This window comes from Candidatus Mycalebacterium zealandia (assembly GCA_014075295.1).
In the GTDB taxonomy this organism is placed as follows: Bacteria; Desulfobacterota_D; UBA1144; order Nemesobacterales; family Mycalebacteriaceae; genus Mycalebacterium; species Mycalebacterium zealandia.
In genome coordinates, this window is the sequence record CP046180.1 from 890,974 (window position 1) to 907,871 (window position 16,898).

At 49.7% G+C, this 16,898-nt stretch carries 19 protein-coding genes and 1 tRNA gene; 6 read left to right on the top strand and 14 right to left on the bottom strand.

Annotated features, from left to right (window positions below):
- Positions 1–19: 19 nt before the first annotated feature.
- The 3 genes from GKS04_04445 to GKS04_04455 form a co-directional block, all read right to left on the bottom strand.
- Positions 20–1,192, bottom strand: a complete 1,173-nt coding sequence (locus GKS04_04445; GenBank protein ID QMU56394.1) for a methionine adenosyltransferase — start codon at positions 1,190–1,192, stop codon at positions 20–22.
- 61 nt (positions 1,193–1,253) lie between these two features.
- Complete coding sequence (locus tag GKS04_04450) at positions 1,254–1,919, bottom strand: glutathione S-transferase (protein ID QMU56395.1); 666 nt, start codon at positions 1,917–1,919, stop codon at positions 1,254–1,256.
- Positions 1,920–2,732, bottom strand: a complete 813-nt coding sequence (locus tag GKS04_04455) for a hypothetical protein (protein QMU56396.1) — start codon at positions 2,730–2,732, stop codon at positions 1,920–1,922.
- Between the two features lie 79 nt (positions 2,733–2,811).
- On the opposite strand from GKS04_04455, the gene hemB reads away from it, so the two are divergent.
- Positions 2,812–3,831, top strand: coding sequence for a porphobilinogen synthase (gene hemB, locus GKS04_04460; protein QMU56397.1), 1,020 nt, complete (start codon positions 2,812–2,814; stop codon positions 3,829–3,831).
- On the opposite strand, the gene GKS04_04465 is transcribed toward hemB, so the two are convergent.
- Both GKS04_04465 and GKS04_04470 read right to left on the bottom strand, forming a co-directional pair.
- Positions 3,821–4,801, bottom strand: a complete 981-nt coding sequence (locus GKS04_04465) for a zinc-binding dehydrogenase (protein ID QMU56398.1) — start codon at positions 4,799–4,801, stop codon at positions 3,821–3,823. The two genes, hemB and GKS04_04465, sit on opposite strands and share 11 nt — an antisense overlap.
- An 87-nt stretch (positions 4,802–4,888) precedes the next feature.
- Complete coding sequence (locus GKS04_04470) at positions 4,889–5,836, bottom strand: histone deacetylase (protein QMU56399.1); 948 nt, start codon at positions 5,834–5,836, stop codon at positions 4,889–4,891.
- 106 nt (positions 5,837–5,942) lie between these two features.
- Here GKS04_04470 and GKS04_04475 point away from each other — a divergent pair, with 106 nt between their 5' ends.
- Positions 5,943–6,323 carry a type B 50S ribosomal protein L31 gene (locus tag GKS04_04475; GenBank protein ID QMU56400.1) on the top strand — a complete coding sequence of 127 codons (381 nt, stop codon included), beginning with the start codon at positions 5,943–5,945 and terminating at the stop codon, positions 6,321–6,323.
- Between the two features lie 16 nt (positions 6,324–6,339).
- Here the strand turns inward: GKS04_04475 and GKS04_04480 are convergent, their stop codons facing one another.
- The 4 genes from GKS04_04480 to GKS04_04495 all read right to left on the bottom strand — a co-directional run bounded on the left by GKS04_04480 (position 6,340) and on the right by GKS04_04495 (position 8,000).
- Positions 6,340–6,804 (bottom strand): adenylyltransferase/cytidyltransferase family protein, encoded by a 465-nt coding sequence (locus tag GKS04_04480; GenBank protein ID QMU56401.1) that lies wholly within the window; start codon positions 6,802–6,804, stop codon positions 6,340–6,342.
- Positions 6,805–6,851: 47 nt separating this feature from the next.
- Complete coding sequence (locus tag GKS04_04485; protein ID QMU56402.1) at positions 6,852–7,553, bottom strand: amidotransferase; 702 nt, start codon at positions 7,551–7,553, stop codon at positions 6,852–6,854.
- The gene (locus GKS04_04490; GenBank protein QMU56403.1) at positions 7,553–7,876 is read right to left on the bottom strand and encodes a SelT/SelW/SelH family protein; all 324 of its coding nucleotides are present in this window, start codon (positions 7,874–7,876) and stop codon (positions 7,553–7,555) included. Before GKS04_04490 ends, GKS04_04485 begins: the two co-directional genes overlap by 1 nt.
- A 48-nt stretch (positions 7,877–7,924) precedes the next feature.
- Positions 7,925–8,000: transfer RNA gene (locus GKS04_04495), tRNA-Asn, on the bottom strand.
- Between the two features lie 30 nt (positions 8,001–8,030).
- On the opposite strand from GKS04_04495, the gene GKS04_04500 reads away from it, so the two are divergent.
- Positions 8,031–8,960 (top strand): sigma-70 family RNA polymerase sigma factor, encoded by a 930-nt coding sequence (locus GKS04_04500; protein ID QMU56404.1) that lies wholly within the window; start codon positions 8,031–8,033, stop codon positions 8,958–8,960.
- A 29-nt stretch (positions 8,961–8,989) separates the two neighbouring features.
- Here GKS04_04500 and alaS read toward each other — a convergent pair whose 3' ends face one another.
- The 3 genes from alaS to rplU form a co-directional block, all read right to left on the bottom strand.
- Entirely contained in the window at positions 8,990–11,620 is a 2,631-nt protein-coding gene (alaS, locus tag GKS04_04505; protein QMU56405.1) for an alanine--tRNA ligase, read from the bottom strand.
- 75 nt (positions 11,621–11,695) lie between these two features.
- Positions 11,696–11,947 carry a 50S ribosomal protein L27 gene (gene rpmA, locus GKS04_04510; protein ID QMU56406.1) on the bottom strand — a complete coding sequence of 84 codons (252 nt, stop codon included), beginning with the start codon at positions 11,945–11,947 and terminating at the stop codon, positions 11,696–11,698.
- A gap of 13 nt (positions 11,948–11,960) precedes the next feature.
- A complete protein-coding gene (gene rplU / locus GKS04_04515; GenBank protein ID QMU56407.1) occupies positions 11,961–12,275 on the bottom strand; it encodes a 50S ribosomal protein L21 in 315 nt (104 codons plus the stop codon).
- Between the two features lie 124 nt (positions 12,276–12,399).
- Here rplU and GKS04_04520 point away from each other — a divergent pair, with 124 nt between their 5' ends.
- The 3 genes from GKS04_04520 (at position 12,400) to GKS04_04530 (ending at position 15,271) form a co-directional block, all read left to right on the top strand.
- Entirely contained in the window at positions 12,400–13,824 is a 1,425-nt protein-coding gene (locus GKS04_04520) for an AAA family ATPase (GenBank protein ID QMU56408.1), read from the top strand.
- Positions 13,821–14,285 (top strand): hypothetical protein, encoded by a 465-nt coding sequence (locus GKS04_04525; GenBank protein QMU56409.1) that lies wholly within the window; start codon positions 13,821–13,823, stop codon positions 14,283–14,285. The genes GKS04_04520 and GKS04_04525 overlap by 4 nt, the downstream gene beginning before the upstream one ends.
- A 146-nt stretch (positions 14,286–14,431) precedes the next feature.
- Entirely contained in the window at positions 14,432–15,271 is an 840-nt protein-coding gene (locus GKS04_04530) for a nucleotide-binding protein (protein QMU56410.1), read from the top strand.
- Here GKS04_04530 and GKS04_04535 read toward each other — a convergent pair.
- A complete protein-coding gene (locus GKS04_04535; GenBank protein ID QMU56411.1) occupies positions 15,263–16,150 on the bottom strand; it encodes an alpha/beta fold hydrolase in 888 nt (295 codons plus the stop codon). The genes GKS04_04530 and GKS04_04535 overlap by 9 nt on opposite strands.
- Positions 16,151–16,177: 27 nt before the next feature.
- Entirely contained in the window at positions 16,178–16,786 is a 609-nt protein-coding gene (locus tag GKS04_04540) for an HNH endonuclease (protein ID QMU56412.1), read from the bottom strand.
- Positions 16,787–16,898 lie beyond the last annotated feature (112 nt).

Below are 16,898 nucleotides of genomic sequence, written 5' to 3' on the forward strand. Positions count from 1 at the left end.
TCCTTTATATTTTTCAGCGCTATTTTCCGAGCGCTTTTTTTAACCCTTCAGCCTTGTCGGTTTTTTCCCATGTAAAAACATCTCCGGAATCTTCGCGCCCGAAATGCCCGTAAGCGGCGGTCGGCAGATATATTGGTCTGAGAAGTTTCAGAGTTTCTATAATTCCGGCCGGTCTTAAATCAAAGTTCTCCCTGATGGCGGAAACTATTTTGCTTTCCGGCTCAACGGATGTTCCGAAAGTATCAACCATCACCGACACCGGCTCGGCAACCCCTATCGCGTAAGCAAGTTGAACCTCACATTCCTTCGCGATTCCGCTCGCCACAACGTTTTTCGCGATGTAACGCGCCATGTAAGCGGCGCTGCGGTCAACCTTTGAAGGGTCTTTGCCGGAAAAAGCGCCGCCTCCGTGCCGCGCCCATCCGCCGTAGGTATCTATGATGATTTTTCTGCCCGTAAGCCCAACGTCTCCCATCGGACCGCCGATGACGAATCTGCCGGTCGGGTTCACAAGCACTTTTGTGTTTTTCGTAAAAAGAGAGTCATCTATCACCCGCTTAACCACCTCTTCCACGATGCCCTCATAAATGGTCTTGTTGTCCGTGTCGGCGGAGTGCTGTGAAGAAACCACAACAGTGTCAATCTCAACGGGTTTTTTATTTTCATATCTGACCGTAACCTGCGATTTACCGTCGGGGCGCAGAAAAGGCAGAACGCCTTCTTTTCGCGCGTCGGAAAGCCTCTTTGAAAGATTATGAGCGCACATTATAGGAAAGGGCAGGAGTTGCGGCGTGTCGTCGTTGGCGTAGCCGAACATAAGCCCCTGATCCCCGGCTCCCTGCTCTTTGTCGGCGCTTGAATTAACGCCTGCGGCTATGTCCTCGGACTGCACATCGGTCGCCACAACAACCGAGCAGGTGGCGGCGTCAAATCCCATTGAGCTGTCCGTGTAGCCTATGTTCTCTACGGTCTTTCTTACAATCGCGGGAATGTTGACCGAACTGGAAGTCGTTATCTCGCCCGACACAACAGCAAGCCCCGTTGTAATAAGCGTTTCGCAGGCAACACGGCTTAAAGAATCTCCTTCAAGCATTGAATCCAGAATGGCGTCCGAAATCTGGTCTGCCATTTTATCCGGATGCCCTTCAGTTACAGACTCCGATGTAAAAATAAAACTTTCTCTGCTGGACATAATTAATTAAAAGACAAATCTCTTGAAAAGAGGTGAAAACATAACTGCCCCGCCCTGAATTTCAAACAAGAATCTTTGAAATCCTTTCGTTCCTATCCTTCTCACTCTCGTTCAAAGACGGTGGAATATCGCTTCCCTTCCGAACCGCCGGACGCCCGGCAACACGCTCAAACCAGTCGCGCAGGCACGGAAAGCCCGAAATGTCAATACCGGCAACATCCGCGACCTTCACCCAGGGCCACAAAGACATATCCGCAATTGTGTACTCATCGCCCGCAAGGTAGGCGGCGCGGGAAAGCCGCGAATCCACCACCGTGTAAAGGCGGTTTGTTTCCTTTGTGTATCTGTTAATAGCGTAGGGAATTTTTTCCGACGCGTAGTTGCGAAAAACATTCACCTGTCCCTGCATGGGACCCACGCCCGCAATTTGAAACATAACCCACTGCATCACCAGGGATTTGGCCTCCGGGTCTGCGGGCAGGAATTTTCCGCTTTTTTCGGCGAGATAGAAAAGAATGGCACCTGACTCAAAAACCTCAAAGCCGCCCGCGTCCTCATCAACAATCGCAGGTATCCGCCCGTTGGGATTTATGGCGAGAAATTCCGGCGTTTTATGTTCATTCTTATGAAGACTCAAGGTGTGAACGGTATATTCCATGCCCGTCTCTTCAAGCATGATTGAGATTTTTCTTCCGTTTGGAGTGGGCGATGTGTAGAGATGTATCATTCAGCCCCCCGTGGAAGTCCTGCGAACAACTTGTATGAGTCTGCGCGCGGAACCGAATATTCCGGGAACCCTGTTGCCGCGGGAATCAAAAAGCTCAAGCAGAAATGTGTATTTTCCGCTTTTGAGCCCGGTTACAAAAGCCGGCTGCCAGACTTCAAAAACCTCCAAAGCCACAAGCGAAGAACGTGAAGCGCGCGCGCCCTCAAACACAAACAGTTTCACCTTGTATCCGTCCGGGCCAAGCGTTGTGTTACGCAAGTAAAAATCAACCATTACGCTTTCAGCGTCCTTATCTTTGTAAACCCCTTTCGGGCGGCTGTAAATCAGCGCGGGAGCGGAAAGGTCAGGCGGAGAAACGGCCATCAAAGAACTGACAACATTAAAATTCACAACATGCGCCGCGCCCTCCGATTTGATGCTTTCGTGATAGGAGCGCGAAGGAAACACAACAAGAGTGTGGGGTCCCACGCTCAAATTTTTCAGAACAACCGGCTTTGAGACATCGTAGATTGCCTCGTATGGCTCGTTGTCGACAATCAGGTGAACATGCTGTCCTTTCGAAGAATTCGCTACCAAATTCTTTCTTTTGGTTTCGGTCTGAACGCCCGGCTTAAAACCGAAAACCTCCAGCCTGACTTCGGGGGAAAAAGGGCGAACGGATTCACCGTTCAGCGGCGAAACAACCCTCACGCGGGCATCCGGAAAAGGCTTAGACCTCTCAACCTTGACAACACTCACCTGCGCCGAACACACATCCGCACCGAACACAAGCGCGACGGCGCACAAAAGGGGAAACAGAATAAAAATCCTCATTAGAGTTTAGTCTACCAACGAAAACACGGAGGGTAAAAGAGAATTTGAAAAAAGGGTTAACCCGTGTAGGTTTCGCCCTATGGGCAAGAATCGGCAAATAGCGGCGAAAGACACTGTTTCGCTTGACATTATCGCGCGTCCGCGCAGAAACAGAAAGAGCAAAACCATACGCTCGGCTGTGAGAGAGTCCTCTCTTTCCGCAAGCAATCTGATCTGTCCGGTTTTCATACGGGAAGGCAAAGACGATGAAAACATAGACTCTATGCCGGGAAGAAAACGACTTGGGGAAAATGGCATTCTCAAGGAGTTTGAAAGCTGCCTCAAAAACGGAGTCGCGGCTTTTATGCTGTTTCCCTCAATTGAAAGCAACTTAAAATCCGCAACCGCGAAAGAGGCGGAAAACCCGCGCGGGCTTGTTCCGCAAACCGTGCGAAAACTAAAAAAACATTTTCCCGAATCGGTTGTGATAACCGACGTCGCGCTTGACCCGTATTCAACTGACGGGCATGACGGGGTTGTGTCCGCTTCGGGGGAAATTCTGAACGACACAACGGTTGAGATTCTCTGCCGTCAGGCACTTGCTCATGCCGATGCCGGAGCGGATATTGTAGCGCCAAGCGATATGATGGATGGTCGGGTCGGAGCCATAAGGGAAATGCTTGACGAAAGCGGGCACGCGAACACATCCATACTTTCATACACGGCGAAATACGCCTCATGTTTTTACGGTCCGTTTCGCGGCGCGCTTGATTCCGCGCCAAAATCGGGCGACAAAGAAACCTATCAGATGGACCCCGCCAACGTGCGGGAGGCGCTTCGGGAACTTGCTCTTGATGAAGCCGAGGGCGCAGACATTGTGATGGTAAAACCCGCGAGCCACTACCTTGACGTTGTGAGCGCGTTCAGGGAATCAACAGATCTTCCGGTTGCCGCGTATCAGGTGAGCGGTGAGTACCTTATGATAAAATCCGCCGCTGAAAAAGGCTGGATTAACGAGCGTGACGCGATTATGGAAAGCCTGCTTTCAATCAAACGCGCGGGAGCCGACATGGTAGCCACATACTTCGCTCCCGAAGCCGCGCGCTTCCTTAAGGATTAACCACAACTTTTCCGAACTGGCTTGCGTTTTCAAGCGCCTTGTGCGCTTCGGCAAGGTCGGCAAGAGGAACTGTTTTGTCTATTATGGGCTTGAAAGTTCCGTCCGCCGCCATTTTGACGGTTTGTTCCAGAATCTTCTGCGGAGAGTTAAAAACCGTTACGCCGATAATGGAAATATCCCTCATGATAACGGGCCCGATGGCGACCTGTTCCACAACGGCGCCTCCGACAACGCCGATAAGAAGAAGCCTTCCTCCGGGTTTGAGAATTTTCATATTCTTTTCCCAGTATGACGCGCCGACGGAATCAAAAATCATGTCCACGCCGCCCTTGATGACCTCGGAAAAATCTTCTTTTTTGTAATTTACAACTTCGTCCGCGCCGATGGAGCGCGCTTTTTCAAGTTTTTCATCGCTTCCGGCGGTCGCAATAACTTTCGCGCCCAAATTTTTGGCTGTCTGGATTGTCGCCGTTCCGGTTCCGCTGCCCGCCGCGTGAACAACAACCGTTTCACCTTTTTTGAGTCCGCCTCTGTCAACAAGCCCGTAAAGCGCCGTAACGTAGCAGATGGGCAGAGCCGCCGCATCATCGTGGGAAAGCCCGTCGGGGATTTTGCACACATTTGCCGCAGGAACTTTCACATACTCGGCGAACCCCCCGTGCCGGTTCGCTCCTATAACGCTCAAACCCTTTTCCGTTTTGACCGCCGGATTGACTACAACCCTGTCTCCCGCGCTCACCGAAGCGCCGCTTCCGGTATCCTCAATAACTCCCGAAATGTCTATTCCGCCGACATGCGGAAGTTCAACCGGACGCGGTGATTTGCCCGATCTCAGGCGCGTGTCCAGAGAGTTCATCGCGCACGATTTAACCTTTATCAAAACCTCATCGCCGCCGGGCGAAGGAATTTCAACATCCTCGTATTTAATTACATCCGCTTCCCCTAGTTCGTGATAAATTCCCGCTTTCATTTGGATTCTCCTTTTTCAAAGGTTTTCGTTAAGATACGGAAAAACGCCTTGAACACAAACACGCAAAAGCAAAGAAGGTATAAAAGGTCAGCCCTTTTTTTCGCCTCCGAGCGCCCACAGCACTTCGGCGACCGAGGTCTGCAAGCCCCACAAATCGTAGCCCCCTTCAAGAAAAAACGCCGGTGCTCCGCCGTATATCTCTCCGGCAAGCGTCTGAATTTCCGCCGCGAGAGCGCCGAAACATTCGCTTGAAAGGCTCATTCCCGCAAGCGGGTCGGCTTTGTGCGCGTCAAAACCCGCCGACACAAGAATGATGTCGGGCTTGTATGAACGCGCGGCTTCGGCAAGTTGGTTTTGAAATATGTTGATATAAACCTCATCGGTCTGTTCGGCGGCAAGCGGGATGTTCAAAGTGGTTCCCTTTCCATCTCCGCTTCCGGTTTCCTCCGCACTTCCGGTGCCGGGGAAAGCCGGATGCTGATGAACTGAAAAATAGAAAACATCACCCCTTCCGTAAAAACTGTTCTGCGTTCCGTTGCCGTGATGAACATCCCAGTCAACTATCATAACGCGCTCCGCGGAGCGCTCACTCAAGGCGAACTCCGCCGCAACCGCAACATTATTGAAAAGACAAAACCCCATCGCCCGGTCCCGCTCGGCATGGTGACCGGGCGGACGGCAGAACGCAAAAGCGTTTCCGCCCTTAAGAGCCTCGTCGCAGGCGCAAATAGCGGCTCCCGCCGAACGAACAGCGGCACGCCATGAACCTCCTCCCGCTCCCGTGTCCTGATCAAGTTGAGATAAAGGTTTGCCATCGGTCTGCTGAATGGCTCTCACATAGTCTTCGTTGTGAACACTCATCAATTGTTCCGGAGTTGCGTCTCTTATCGCCATGCGCTCAACAAAAGAGGATACGCTCGCGGCGCTCAAAAGAGATTCCAAAGCCGTTATTCTGTCGGGACTTTCTGGATGCATGGGGCCGTTTTCGTGCTCCTTGCAAACATCGGCATCTATAAAAATGGCGGTTTTTCCCATTATTTGATAAAGTTCTCCCCGGATAAAAGTGCGAAAACTTCCGCCTTTACAAACAGGCGCTGTTTGTTATATTACCCCGCTCTCGGCAGAGTTGGGAGACAGCACAATGAAAAAAGACATTCACCCCGAATACAACTCGGTTGTTTTCAAAGACCCCTCGTCCGACTTCGCAATACTAACGCGCTCAACAAAAACCTCGGACGAAACCATCACGTGGGAAGACGGCAACGAATACCCTCTTATTACGGTTGATATATCAAGCGGTTCACACCCTTTCTTCACCGGCAGAGAACAGCAGTTTGCCAAGGAAAGCCGCGTGGAGAAATTCCGCAAAAAGTACGGCGTGACTCAAGAGCAGCCGAAACCGGAAAAGGCTTCCGAGCCCGTACAAACCGAACAGAAAGCGGAGAGTTCCGAAAAGCCGGAGAAAAAAGCCTCTAGAACCGCCGAGCCGAAAAAAACTCCGGAACCCGAACAGTCCGCCTGACAGCGAGGCGGCTTCCTCACAAATTGGAATCTTTCAGATATTTGACGACGTCTTCCTGAATTGACTCGTCAACCATTTCGCGCCATTCATCTTCCCCGCCCTTGATTGAATCCCTGATTTTTGTGGCGGATATCCAACCGATGTTCTCGGGCGGGAAAAACTCATTCATCTCATAACCGACCCCCCTGCCCCAGTTGACGGACTCTATATCGGGAATCTTCATCACTTCAACGTCATCACCCTTGCTCGCGTGATATTTGCGTATCATGTCAATCGTCTGCTCCGTTGTGAACGGATTTTTGGTGTCGGGCGGAATGTCTCTGACCATAACAAGGCAGGGAACGCCCTTGTCCAGTTTCTGGCGAACGAGACTTATATGCCCCTGATGATAGGGCTGATACCTTCCGATAAAGATTGCGCGTTTTGTCTTCGCGGGTTCAATTTCAGGATGGCCGTGATTTGTAAGTTTCCAATCGGACATTTTTCTCTCCTTTGCGTTTTTTTAAGAAGCCCTGATTGTACAGACATTCAGACAAGTTTCAAAAAAGAACTGAAAACAGAATCCGCGAGTTTTCCCATATCGCCACCGTAAACACCGATGTCGCTCTCAATTTTCTCCGTGTCAAAAACGCCCGATTCAAGTTCGCGCCTGTTTTCCTCTTTGCCGAGCCAGTCGCGCACCATTTGCCCGTTTGTCTCAATATGAAACTGCAATGCGTAGGCTTTTTCACCATACTTGAACGCCTGATTTGGAAAATAGTCCGAAAACGCCAGACGCTCCGCGCCCGCGGGCACATCAAAAGTGTCTCCGTGCCACTGAAAAACCTTTTCGGTACGGGAAAACGCTCCAAACACGGCATCATCCGCCGCTTCGTCCGTAACCGTTATGTCATACCACCCTATCTCTTTTTCGTCTCCCGCATAGACGCGCGCTCCAAGAGCAACCGCCATTAACTGCGCGCCGAGGCATATTCCCATCACGGCTCTGCCGCTTTTTATGAAATCGCTCAGAAACCGCGTTTCGGATTCAAGATACGGATATTTACCGCTCTCATAAACGTTCATTGGTCCGCCCATAACAACAAGGGCGGCAAAGTCATCGGTTTTTTCAGGGATACCGTCTCCCGCACCAAAGTTCACGGACTGAATGTCAAAACCGTTTTCCCGCATCAACTCTCCGAGCCGACCGGGGGCTTCGTGCCCCACATGCTGAAAAACAAGCGCTTTCATCAACTCCCCTCAGTTTTTTCGTCCACATGTCCGAGCGGCATATCCGGCGCGACCCGGTCTCTGACAAGCCGTTTAAGTTCGGCGGCGGACGGAAATCCGCCGTTGTTCTCCCTTGACCATACGATGCCGTCTCCGACAGAAACCCTGAAAACTCCGCCGGAAGAAGGCACAAGCGCAAGTTCGCCTATTTTGTCGCCAAAGGTGGAAAGCAACTCCTGAGCCATCCAGCCCGCGCGCAAAAGCCAACCGCATTGGACGCAATACTCTATTTTTATCTTCGCCGGCACGGGAATTAAATTAACCGCATCGCGGGAATCTGTCATTTTTAGTAGCGGAAGGAAAAACTTCAACTGGAACGCGGATGCGGCTTATGGCTCCGGCGGAGGGATTCGAACCCCCGACCTAGTGGTTAACAGCCACCCGCTCTGCCAGCTGAGCTACACCGGAACTGGAAAGATGTGTTAAATTATACTGCCGATGAAAGACAGTCAAGAAACACCTCAAAGCGTCCCAAAAAAGCAGAAAAAAGGCAAAAAAACACCCGCGCGCCGCCCCTCATCAGCCCTTGCCCCCGCTTCCCCGCTTCAACGCTACATAGCGGAAATAGCGTCCCACCCGGTTCTGACCGGAGAAGAAGAGCGCGAACTCGCGGCTCGTTACCGCAAAACGGGCGACATAGAAGCCGCACGCAAACTCGTTGCTTCAAACCTGAAGTTTGTCGTAAAAGTGGCGGGAGAATACAAAAACTACGGGGTCGGCGCGATGGATATAATTCAGGAAGGCAATTTGGGACTTATGCAGGCGGTAAAACGGTTTGACCCCACAAAGGGCTACCGCCTCATCTCCTACGCCGTCTGGTGGATAAAAGCGTATATCCAGAAACACATAATGGACACCTGGAGCCTTGTCAGAATCGGCACGGGCAGAGAGCAGAGAAAACTTTTTTACAAAATACGCTCAACAAGCGGAAAGATGGCGGACGCGGGAAGCGAGGCGACAAACGCCGAGCTCGCGGACGAACTTGGAGTGTCTGAAAAAAGCATAGTGGAAATGAAAACCGCCATGAGCTCGCGTGACCTGTCTCTTCATCTGCCCGTTCAGGACGACTCCGATGTCGCGCATCTGGATTTTCTAAAAGACAGTTCTGAAAGCCCGGACGAGGAAGTTGACCGCGCGCAGATGAAACACATTGTTCAGGCACGCATGAGCGAAGCGTTGAGCGAACTCGGAGAAAAAGAAAGACACACAATCCAAAACCGGTTGCTCAGCGAGAATCCCGAAACGCTTGATAAAATCGGAGGCAAGTTCGGTATTTCACGCGAAAGGGTGAGGCAGATAGAAAAAACCGCGTTGAAAAAAATCAGAAAGATTTTTGAAAAACACGGAATTGAAAATTTTGAGGATTAGACGGCGCGCCCTTCTCCGCCGTTTTGAAATCAGCCGTTTTGAGACCTGATAATCTCCGCGCACTTTTCAATCGCTTTGCCCGCGCCTTCGGGTGTTCCCCCGCCCGCTTGCGCAAGTTCTGGCTTGCCGCCGCCTTTTCCGCCAATCAGCGGGGCGATTTCCTTTACTATGTTGCCCGCGTGAATCTTGCCCGCGAGGTCTTTCGTAACACCGACAAGAACAAACGCCTTTCCGCCCCGCTCTCCGCAGAGCACCGCGGTTCCGCTTTTAATTTTTGCGCGGATTTTATCCCACATCTCCCTTAACTCCTGCGCGCTCGCGTCCGGAACCTCAAGAGACACAAAACGCACGCCGTTGATGTCTTCGGCGGCGGAAAGCGCTTCGTCCATTCCGCCCGAAAAAGCGCTCTTTCTTGCATCTCCCACCTGCTTTTGAAGATCCTCGTTGCTTTTGAGAAGTTTCTCAACCCTCGCGGTTATTTCCTCCGAGCCCGCCCCCAGAATCTTTGCCGTTCGCGCGATTGTTTTTTCGTTTTCAACGGCTCTTTTGAGCGCGGCGCTCGCGCAAACCGCTTCTATTCTCCGCACTCCAGCGCTTGAAGCGGACTGCGAAACAATCTTGAACATTCCCGCCGCCGCGGAGTTTTCAAGATGCGTTCCGCCGCAAAGTTCAATGCTGTAATCACCGATTGAAACCACTCTCACGCTGTCGCCGTATTTCTCCTCAAAAATCGCCATCGCCCCGCTTTTAAGCGCTTCGTCATACGGAACATCTGTCTGCGTAACAACTTCATTGGCGCACCCTATGCGCTCATTTACGGCGGTCTCAATCTCCTCAAGCTCGTCCGCGCTTACGCGCGAATGGTGCGTAAAATCAAAACGCAACCGGTCGGGAGCCACAAGAGACCCGGCTTGAGAAACATGCGTGCCGAGCGTGTCGCGCAAAACCGAGTGCAGAATATGCGTGGCGGTATGGTGGGCGCAGGAACCGCGCCGCAGGTCTTTATCAACCGAAAGAGTTACAAGGTCTCCGGCGGTCGCGCCGCCGTTCTCAATCACGGCGCGGTGACATATAACGCCGCCGACCGGTTTTGCGGTGTCAACAACCTTTGCTGAAAAACCGCTTCCGGCTATCGTGCCAGTGTCTCCAATCTGCCCGCCGGAACTGGCGTAAAAGGGCGTTGAGTCCGTAACAATTTCCACTTCGCCCCTTTCGTCCGGCTCACTTACGGAAACAATTTTCCCTTCACCCTCAGTCGCTCCGTAGCCCGTAAAATCGGTGGAAAATCCTTCGGACGCCAGCGCGGAATAGTCCGCCGTGGCGGATGAGTTTTTATCCGCGTCTCCTTTCCATGACTTGCGAGACTGCTCTTTCTGTTTGCCCATTTCCTTTTCAAAACCTTTTTCGTCAACGCCGATTCCGCGCTCGCGCAAAACGTCCTGCGTCAAATCAAGCGGAAATCCGTATGTGTCATAAAGTCTGAAAGCCGCCGCGCCCGAAAGTTTGCCGCCTTTTTTGAGCTTCCTTACCTCGCTCTCAAGAATTTCAAGCCCTCTGTCAACGGTCTCAAAAAACCTCTCTTCCTCACTGCGCACCACCTGCGCCGTGTAGTCAGCTTTTTCGGAAAGTTCGGGATAGGCGTCGCCCATCGCCGCCGAAACCGCACCGAGGGTTTTGAACAGAAACGGATCGCTCATTCCGAGATTTTTGCCGTGCCGAACCGCTCTTCTGATAATCCTTCTGAGCACATAGCCCCTTCCCTCATTCGACGGAAACACGCCGTCACAAACAAGAAAGCACGCCGCGCGCGCGTGGTCGGCAACAACCCTCATTCCGCTGTCGGACGCACCTTTGCCGTTTTTGTATTTTATTTCCGACAACTCTTCAACACTTGAAATCACGGGCATCAGCAGGTCGGTTTCGTAGTTGCTCGGCGCGCCCTGTATGACCGCCGCCATACGCTCAAGCCCCATTCCGGTGTCTATGCTGGGGCGCGGAAGCGGAGTCATTTTGCCGCTTTCGTCTTTTTCATACTGCATAAAAACAAGGTTCCACAGCTCAAGATAGCGGTCGCAATCACAGCCCGGAGCGCAGGTTTTCTTTCCGCATCCGGCTTTCGCACCCTGGTCTATGAGAATTTCCGAACACGGCCCGCACGGACCCACGTCTCCCATTGACCAGAAGTTGCTTTCCTCTCCCATGCGCAGAATTCGCGACCCGTCCAGCCCCACCGCCTCTTTGCTCCAGATATCCGCCGCTTCGTCATCGTCCTTATAGACGGTAACCCAGAGTTTGTCTTTGGGAAGTTTGAAAACTTCCGTCATCAAATCCCACGCGAATCGCACGGCATCGGGTTTGAAGTAGTCGCCAAAGGAAAAATTGCCGAGCATTTCAAAAAACGTGTGATGGCGCGCCGTGTATCCGACATTGTCCAAATCATTGTGCTTGCCGCCCGCGCGCATGCATTTTTGCGATGAAACCGCCCTCGGGGAGGGATATTGTTCAAGACCGAGGAAAACATTTTTGAACTGCACCATTCCGGCGTTCGTGAAAAGAAGCGTGGGATCTTGAGCGGGAATAAGCGGCGAACTGCGCGCGCGCTTGTGCCCTTTGTCTTCAAAGTATGAAAGGAAGGTTTCCCTGATTTCGTTTCCGGTCATAAGGTTGTCCCGCTTGTCGCGGATGAAAGGTAGTTTAACAAACGGCACGGAGCCGGTCAGCAGGGAAAACGGGAATTACTGAGCGGGAACAACCGAAACGGTTTTCCTTTTGCCTTTGCGGAACTTCACAACTCCGTCGCTGAGCGCGAAAAGCGTCCAGTCGCGCCCCGTGCCGACGTTGTCGCCCGCATGGAACAAAGTCCCTCTCTGCCTGACAATTATGTTTCCGGCTTTAACGACCTCTCCGCCAAACTTCTTGACGCCGAGCCGCCTGCCCGCCGAATCTCTTCCGTTTTTTGAACTTCCGCCGCCTTTCTTTGTGGACATAATGCGCTACCGCCTACATTCTGATATTGGTTATACGAACCGATGTGTATTGCTGCCGGTGCCCGGCTTTGCGTCTGTATTTTTTGCGTCTTTTGAATTTGAAGACAATGATTTTCTGTCCTCTTTTCTGATTGACTATCTCGCCCTTCACTTCCGCGCCCTTAACAACCGGAGAACCGACTTTCGCGTCCCCTTCGCCGTCAGACACCATCAAAATATCGTCAAAACCGACCGGATCGCCGGGGTTTCCCGCGATTTTTTCAATTTCAACAACATCGCCCGACTTAACGAGATATTGCCTGTTTCCTGTTCTTATTACCGCTTGCATTGGGATTGCTCCGCGTAAGAGGGGAATTATGACATAGAAAGGGGCGGAGTGTCAAACAATTTGGGTAAACAGAGAAGTTGAGAGTTTGAAAGTGGAGGATATAGTAGGAGTCACAAGGTGAGAAGTGGTGGCTACAAAGAACATAAAAATTTCCGTTGAAAACTACGGACCTATTGCGGAAGCAAAGGATATTGAACTGTGTCCGTTGACTGTTTTCGTGGGACCCAGCAATACTGGGAAATCATACCTTGCGATTCTTATTTACGCTTTGCTTCGGTCCTCACGCCTTGGAAATGTCACTCCAGTTTTCTCTGAAAGAATATTCAGGAGAAGAATGAATCTTTTTGACATTTCTGATAAAAAACCTGCAAACGAACTAGTTGAATTCTTAAAAAAATTATCAGGAAAAGACATGGAAAACTTCAGTTTTCTTGGTTTGCCTGAAAATTTACAAAACTGGGTAAAAACAGAAGTGTCGCAACAAATTGCCCAATCCTTCCATGACGAAATTTCTCGTTGTGTTGGAACTTCAACCGGAAAAGACCCTCTCATTAGTGATGAGTTCAGTCTCAGTTACCAAGATACGAAAAAGACTTTCAAAATAGGATCTTTAAGTAAAAATCCTGACATAGAAATAAACACGCCATCTTCCCAACAAAAAAGTCCAAAACTCTCAAAATTCTCAGGACTCTCAGGACTCTTGGGTGATCAATTCCCCGTTGAAGTAATAGCAAGAGAATTCATCTATAGCATTCATAGGTTGATTGATGACCACTCTAACGAAATAGAACCTTACTATCTACCAGCCGCAAGAACAGGAATTATGCAAAGCCATCAAGCAATAGTGGGAGCACTTTTAAAACGCGCTACCTTAGCAGGATTAGAACCAGTTTCGGTTCCTACACTTACTGGCATACTTTCTGATTTCTTATATGAAATTATTCTGATGGACACAAGCAACCCACTTAATCAAAATATAGCAAGTGTGGCGGCAAAAATGGAAGAAAATATACTGCACGGTTCTATTAAGGTTGAAAAATCTGGAGCAAATCAGTACCCGCAGTTTTTTTACAAGCAAAGTGGTCTTGAAGTCCCTTTAGTACGTTCTTCGTCAATGGTCTCCGAACTTGCCGCCATTGTTCTCTTCATTAAGCACACAATAGACAAAGGCAACCTGTTAATAATAGAGGAGCCGGAATCCCACCTCCACCCAGCAGCCCAGAGAGAAATCGCAAGTACTATTGTTCAATTAATAAGAGTCGGTGTGAAAGTACTAGTAACAACTCATAACGATTATTTTCTGGAACAAATTTCTAACCATGTCCGATTGTCACAAATTGGTGAGTCCGAACGTAATAACAGAACCGCGCTCTTTGAACAGGAAATTGCTGCCTACAGTTTTGGCGACAAAAATGAAAAGGGGACTATCGTCCAAAGGTTGGCTTTTGACCAAGAAAGTGGATTATCCCCGAAAGATCATGAAAGGGTTTCTTCAGATTTATACAACGAAACTGCGGAAATCCTCGAAAGAACACTGAATGAAAAATGACATCTGTTATTTATTCGAAATCATTGGCATCACAATTTCCTCAAGATTTGTGTCCACAATGTAAAGTGAAGAATTGTGAAATGAAGTTAGACGGTTTCCCCAAAGAGAGAATTATTATTGATATTGACTCCCGTCTCCCATCAATTAAGCCGGGAAGAAGGTGTGATTATGGAATTGTTGCTGACGAAGCAGGCACTACATTCTTTTTGCCTGTTGAGTTCAAAAGTACAAATCTTGATTTTACAAAAGTAAAAGAACAGTTGGAAGGAGGCATTAATTCTTTCAAAGAAGATCTTGGAACATTCATATGCTATCCGGTACTTGTGTCAAAAAGTCTCAAGAATCAGGAGAGAAAACAACTGATAAAAATTCAAATTAGCTCTCCTTATGGTCAAAAGACAGTCAAGCATGTGCTCTGTAACAAACCGTTAAAATGGAGTGAAGTTAAAGAAGCAGCTTGATTCGTTCTGTCTATCAATGGAGAGTGTCAAACGGGGGAAGAATATTTGTTATCTTGGCAAAAACAGCAGAATTGCGGTTAAAATTGTGGATGGCAGAGAAATTGAGGGTTTGAAAGTGGTTGAGATTGTGGGAGCGAAGTAAAATAATGAAGAAACTATCAAAATCCAAATCCATAGAGATTTTGCAGAAGGCACTGAGTGCCATACCCGCACTACGTGAAAAAACAGTAGAAAATTACGAATCATCAGAATTTAAAAAATGGGAATTTGACACAGCAACTGCCATATCAAAAATATTTGAGAATCAAAATGAACATATAAGGACTTTTAGGAACTATATGTTCCCACGAGTTAGTTACATGGAACAAGACCGTTATGAAAATCAACGCAAATACGAAAAAAGTTATTCAGACTCATTAGACCGAGCAGAAAGTCATATTCAATCAATGATTGATGAAATTAAGAATTACTGGGAAGATGATGAAAAAGAGACAATTCCTCGTATTGAACCAGAAAAGCCAAAAAACACAAATGAGGTATTTATAGTTCACGGCAGAAACAATGAAATCAAACAGGAAGTAGCACGATTTCTAACAACACTGAAATTGAATCCCGTAATACTGCACGAACAGCCAAATCAAGGTCAAACAATCATAGAGAAGTTTGAAAATCATGCAGAACAGACCGGGTTTGCTGTAGTATTACTTACCGGTGATGATGTGGGAGCACTAAAAGAAGAAGAAAACGAACCCCAACCTCGTGCAAGGCAAAATGCGATTTTAGAACTCGGATTTTTCATGGGAAAACTCGGCAGGAATAGAGTTTGTGCGTTGGTTGAGAAAGGTGTAAAAATACCGTCCGATTATAGTGGGGTTGTCTACATAACACTAGACAAAGAAGGAGTGTGGAAATTGAACCTTATCAAGGAATTGAAAACTGCCGGTCTCAATGTTGACGCGAACCTCGCCGTGAGTGCTTCAAACTAAGTGTGAAACACCCCAAAAAAACCCCTTCAACTCCTCAACAGTCCCTTCCGAGTCTTCTTCGGGAATAAAATGCCCGCACGGCATCGCACGTCCTGTAACGGCGGCGGTTGTGTAGGGTTGCCACACCTTTAACGGCTCAAACATACGCCCCACAACTCCGCGTTCGCCCCACAGAATATGCAGAGGAATATCAATCGGTTCGTCCCTGTCGGCTCTGTCATGCTCCAAATCAATTGTGGCGGATGCTCTGTAATCTTCGCATGAGGCGCGTATGCGTTCCGGGTCGCCGAAAAATTTCAGATATTCATCTTTTGCCGCGCCGAAATCATGTCCGCCGGACCAGTTTTGAAGACACATATCCATCCACGCTTCCGGGTCGGATGCTATCATCCGTTCGGGAATATCGGGACTTTGAGTCAAAAAGAACCAGTGAAAATAAGCGAGCGCGAAATCCATATCCGCCGCCTCATACATATCAAGGGTCGGGCATATATCAAGAACCGCAAGCGCGGAAACTCTGTCGCGGTGGTCTCTGGCGAGACGGTGGGCAACCCTTCCGCCCCTGTCGTGCCCCGCGATGAAGAATTTCTCGAAACCCAGTTCGTCCATCAGCCGAACCACGTCGCCCGCCATTGCGCGTTTGGAGTATGAAGAGTGGTCGGGCTCGGAAGGCGGAGCCATACTCGCGCCGTATCCTCTGAGGTCCGGAACAACAACGGTGAAATCACGCGTCAGTTCGGGTGCGATTTTATGCCACATCAAACCTGTTTGGGGATAGCCGTGCAGAAGCAGCAGAGGCGGTCCGCTTCCAGCAGTCCGGCAGAAGATTTGGCCTTCGGGAACCTTTGAGCGGTGTTTGCGAAAATCGTTGAAGTTCAAAAGATAAAAAGCCGGACGGTGTTTGCCTCAGCCCTCAAGTTCAACGTTCCAATACGACGCATCAACGAAGCTTACAAACGGCTCCCATTCCTTGTAGCGCACGGCGCGCGCGTAAATGTCGGTGAAAGGTCCCCACTGGGGTTCAACGGGCAGAGTCAGAAGTTTCATCCTCGCCTGCTCCGGCGTTCTCCCACCTTTTTTGCGGTTGCACGTGCCGCATGAGCACACAACATTGTCCCACCTGCTTGTGCCGCCGAGCGAACGCGGAACTACGTGGTCTATCGTCAAATCCTTTTTCGGAAACTCACGCCCGCAGTATTGGCATTTCCCATCGTCCCTGCGGAATATGTTCAGGCGGTTGAATTTGGGACGCTTTCTGTGAAATCCGCCGTAGCGGAGAAGAAGTATGACTCTGGGCGCTTTGATGATTTTTGTAACGGTTCTGATGTATTCACCGTCCAAACCGCCGTCCGCCGCGGTGGACACCTGCGCCCAACTCTCAAAATCAAAAGTCTCATAGGTCTGCGAAACGGCTTTTGCCTCGCCGCAGTAGAGCATTATGAACGCCCGTCTCAAACTGGTAACGGACACGGGCAGATAGTTTTTGTTCAACACAAGAACCGGTGAACTCAACATGGAAAGAAAGTTTACATTCAGGCACGGGCTGTTGCAAAACTTCCGGGGCGCGAAAACCTGTGCCAAAGGGTTAGTTGAAACCGGCGGAGAAGAATATAAATTGATGGCAAAT

What these genes read in the sequence shown, in the direction of transcription:
- GKS04_04445 (QMU56394.1), bottom strand. Translation starts at nt 1,192, where the DNA reads ATGTCCAGCAGAGAAAGTTTTATTTTTACATCGGAGTCTGTAACTGAA.
- GKS04_04450 (QMU56395.1), bottom strand. Translation starts at nt 1,919, where the DNA reads ATGATACATCTCTACACATCGCCCACTCCAAACGGAAGAAAAATCTCA.
- GKS04_04455 (QMU56396.1), bottom strand. Translation starts at nt 2,732, where the DNA reads ATGAGGATTTTTATTCTGTTTCCCCTTTTGTGCGCCGTCGCGCTTGTG.
- hemB (QMU56397.1), top strand. Translation starts at nt 2,812, where the DNA reads ATGGGCAAGAATCGGCAAATAGCGGCGAAAGACACTGTTTCGCTTGAC.
- GKS04_04465 (QMU56398.1), bottom strand. Translation starts at nt 4,801, where the DNA reads ATGAAAGCGGGAATTTATCACGAACTAGGGGAAGCGGATGTAATTAAA.
- GKS04_04470 (QMU56399.1), bottom strand. Translation starts at nt 5,836, where the DNA reads ATGGGAAAAACCGCCATTTTTATAGATGCCGATGTTTGCAAGGAGCAC.
- GKS04_04475 (QMU56400.1), top strand. Translation starts at nt 5,943, where the DNA reads ATGAAAAAAGACATTCACCCCGAATACAACTCGGTTGTTTTCAAAGAC.
- GKS04_04480 (QMU56401.1), bottom strand. Translation starts at nt 6,804, where the DNA reads ATGTCCGATTGGAAACTTACAAATCACGGCCATCCTGAAATTGAACCC.
- GKS04_04485 (QMU56402.1), bottom strand. Translation starts at nt 7,553, where the DNA reads ATGAAAGCGCTTGTTTTTCAGCATGTGGGGCACGAAGCCCCCGGTCGG.
- GKS04_04490 (QMU56403.1), bottom strand. Translation starts at nt 7,876, where the DNA reads ATGACAGATTCCCGCGATGCGGTTAATTTAATTCCCGTGCCGGCGAAG.
- GKS04_04500 (QMU56404.1), top strand. Translation starts at nt 8,031, where the DNA reads ATGAAAGACAGTCAAGAAACACCTCAAAGCGTCCCAAAAAAGCAGAAA.
- alaS (QMU56405.1), bottom strand. Translation starts at nt 11,620, where the DNA reads ATGACCGGAAACGAAATCAGGGAAACCTTCCTTTCATACTTTGAAGAC.
- rpmA (QMU56406.1), bottom strand. Translation starts at nt 11,947, where the DNA reads ATGTCCACAAAGAAAGGCGGCGGAAGTTCAAAAAACGGAAGAGATTCG.
- rplU (QMU56407.1), bottom strand. Translation starts at nt 12,275, where the DNA reads ATGCAAGCGGTAATAAGAACAGGAAACAGGCAATATCTCGTTAAGTCG.
- GKS04_04525 (QMU56409.1), top strand. Translation starts at nt 13,821, where the DNA reads ATGACATCTGTTATTTATTCGAAATCATTGGCATCACAATTTCCTCAA.
- GKS04_04530 (QMU56410.1), top strand. Translation starts at nt 14,432, where the DNA reads ATGAAGAAACTATCAAAATCCAAATCCATAGAGATTTTGCAGAAGGCA.
- GKS04_04540 (QMU56412.1), bottom strand. Translation starts at nt 16,786, where the DNA reads ATGTTGAGTTCACCGGTTCTTGTGTTGAACAAAAACTATCTGCCCGTG.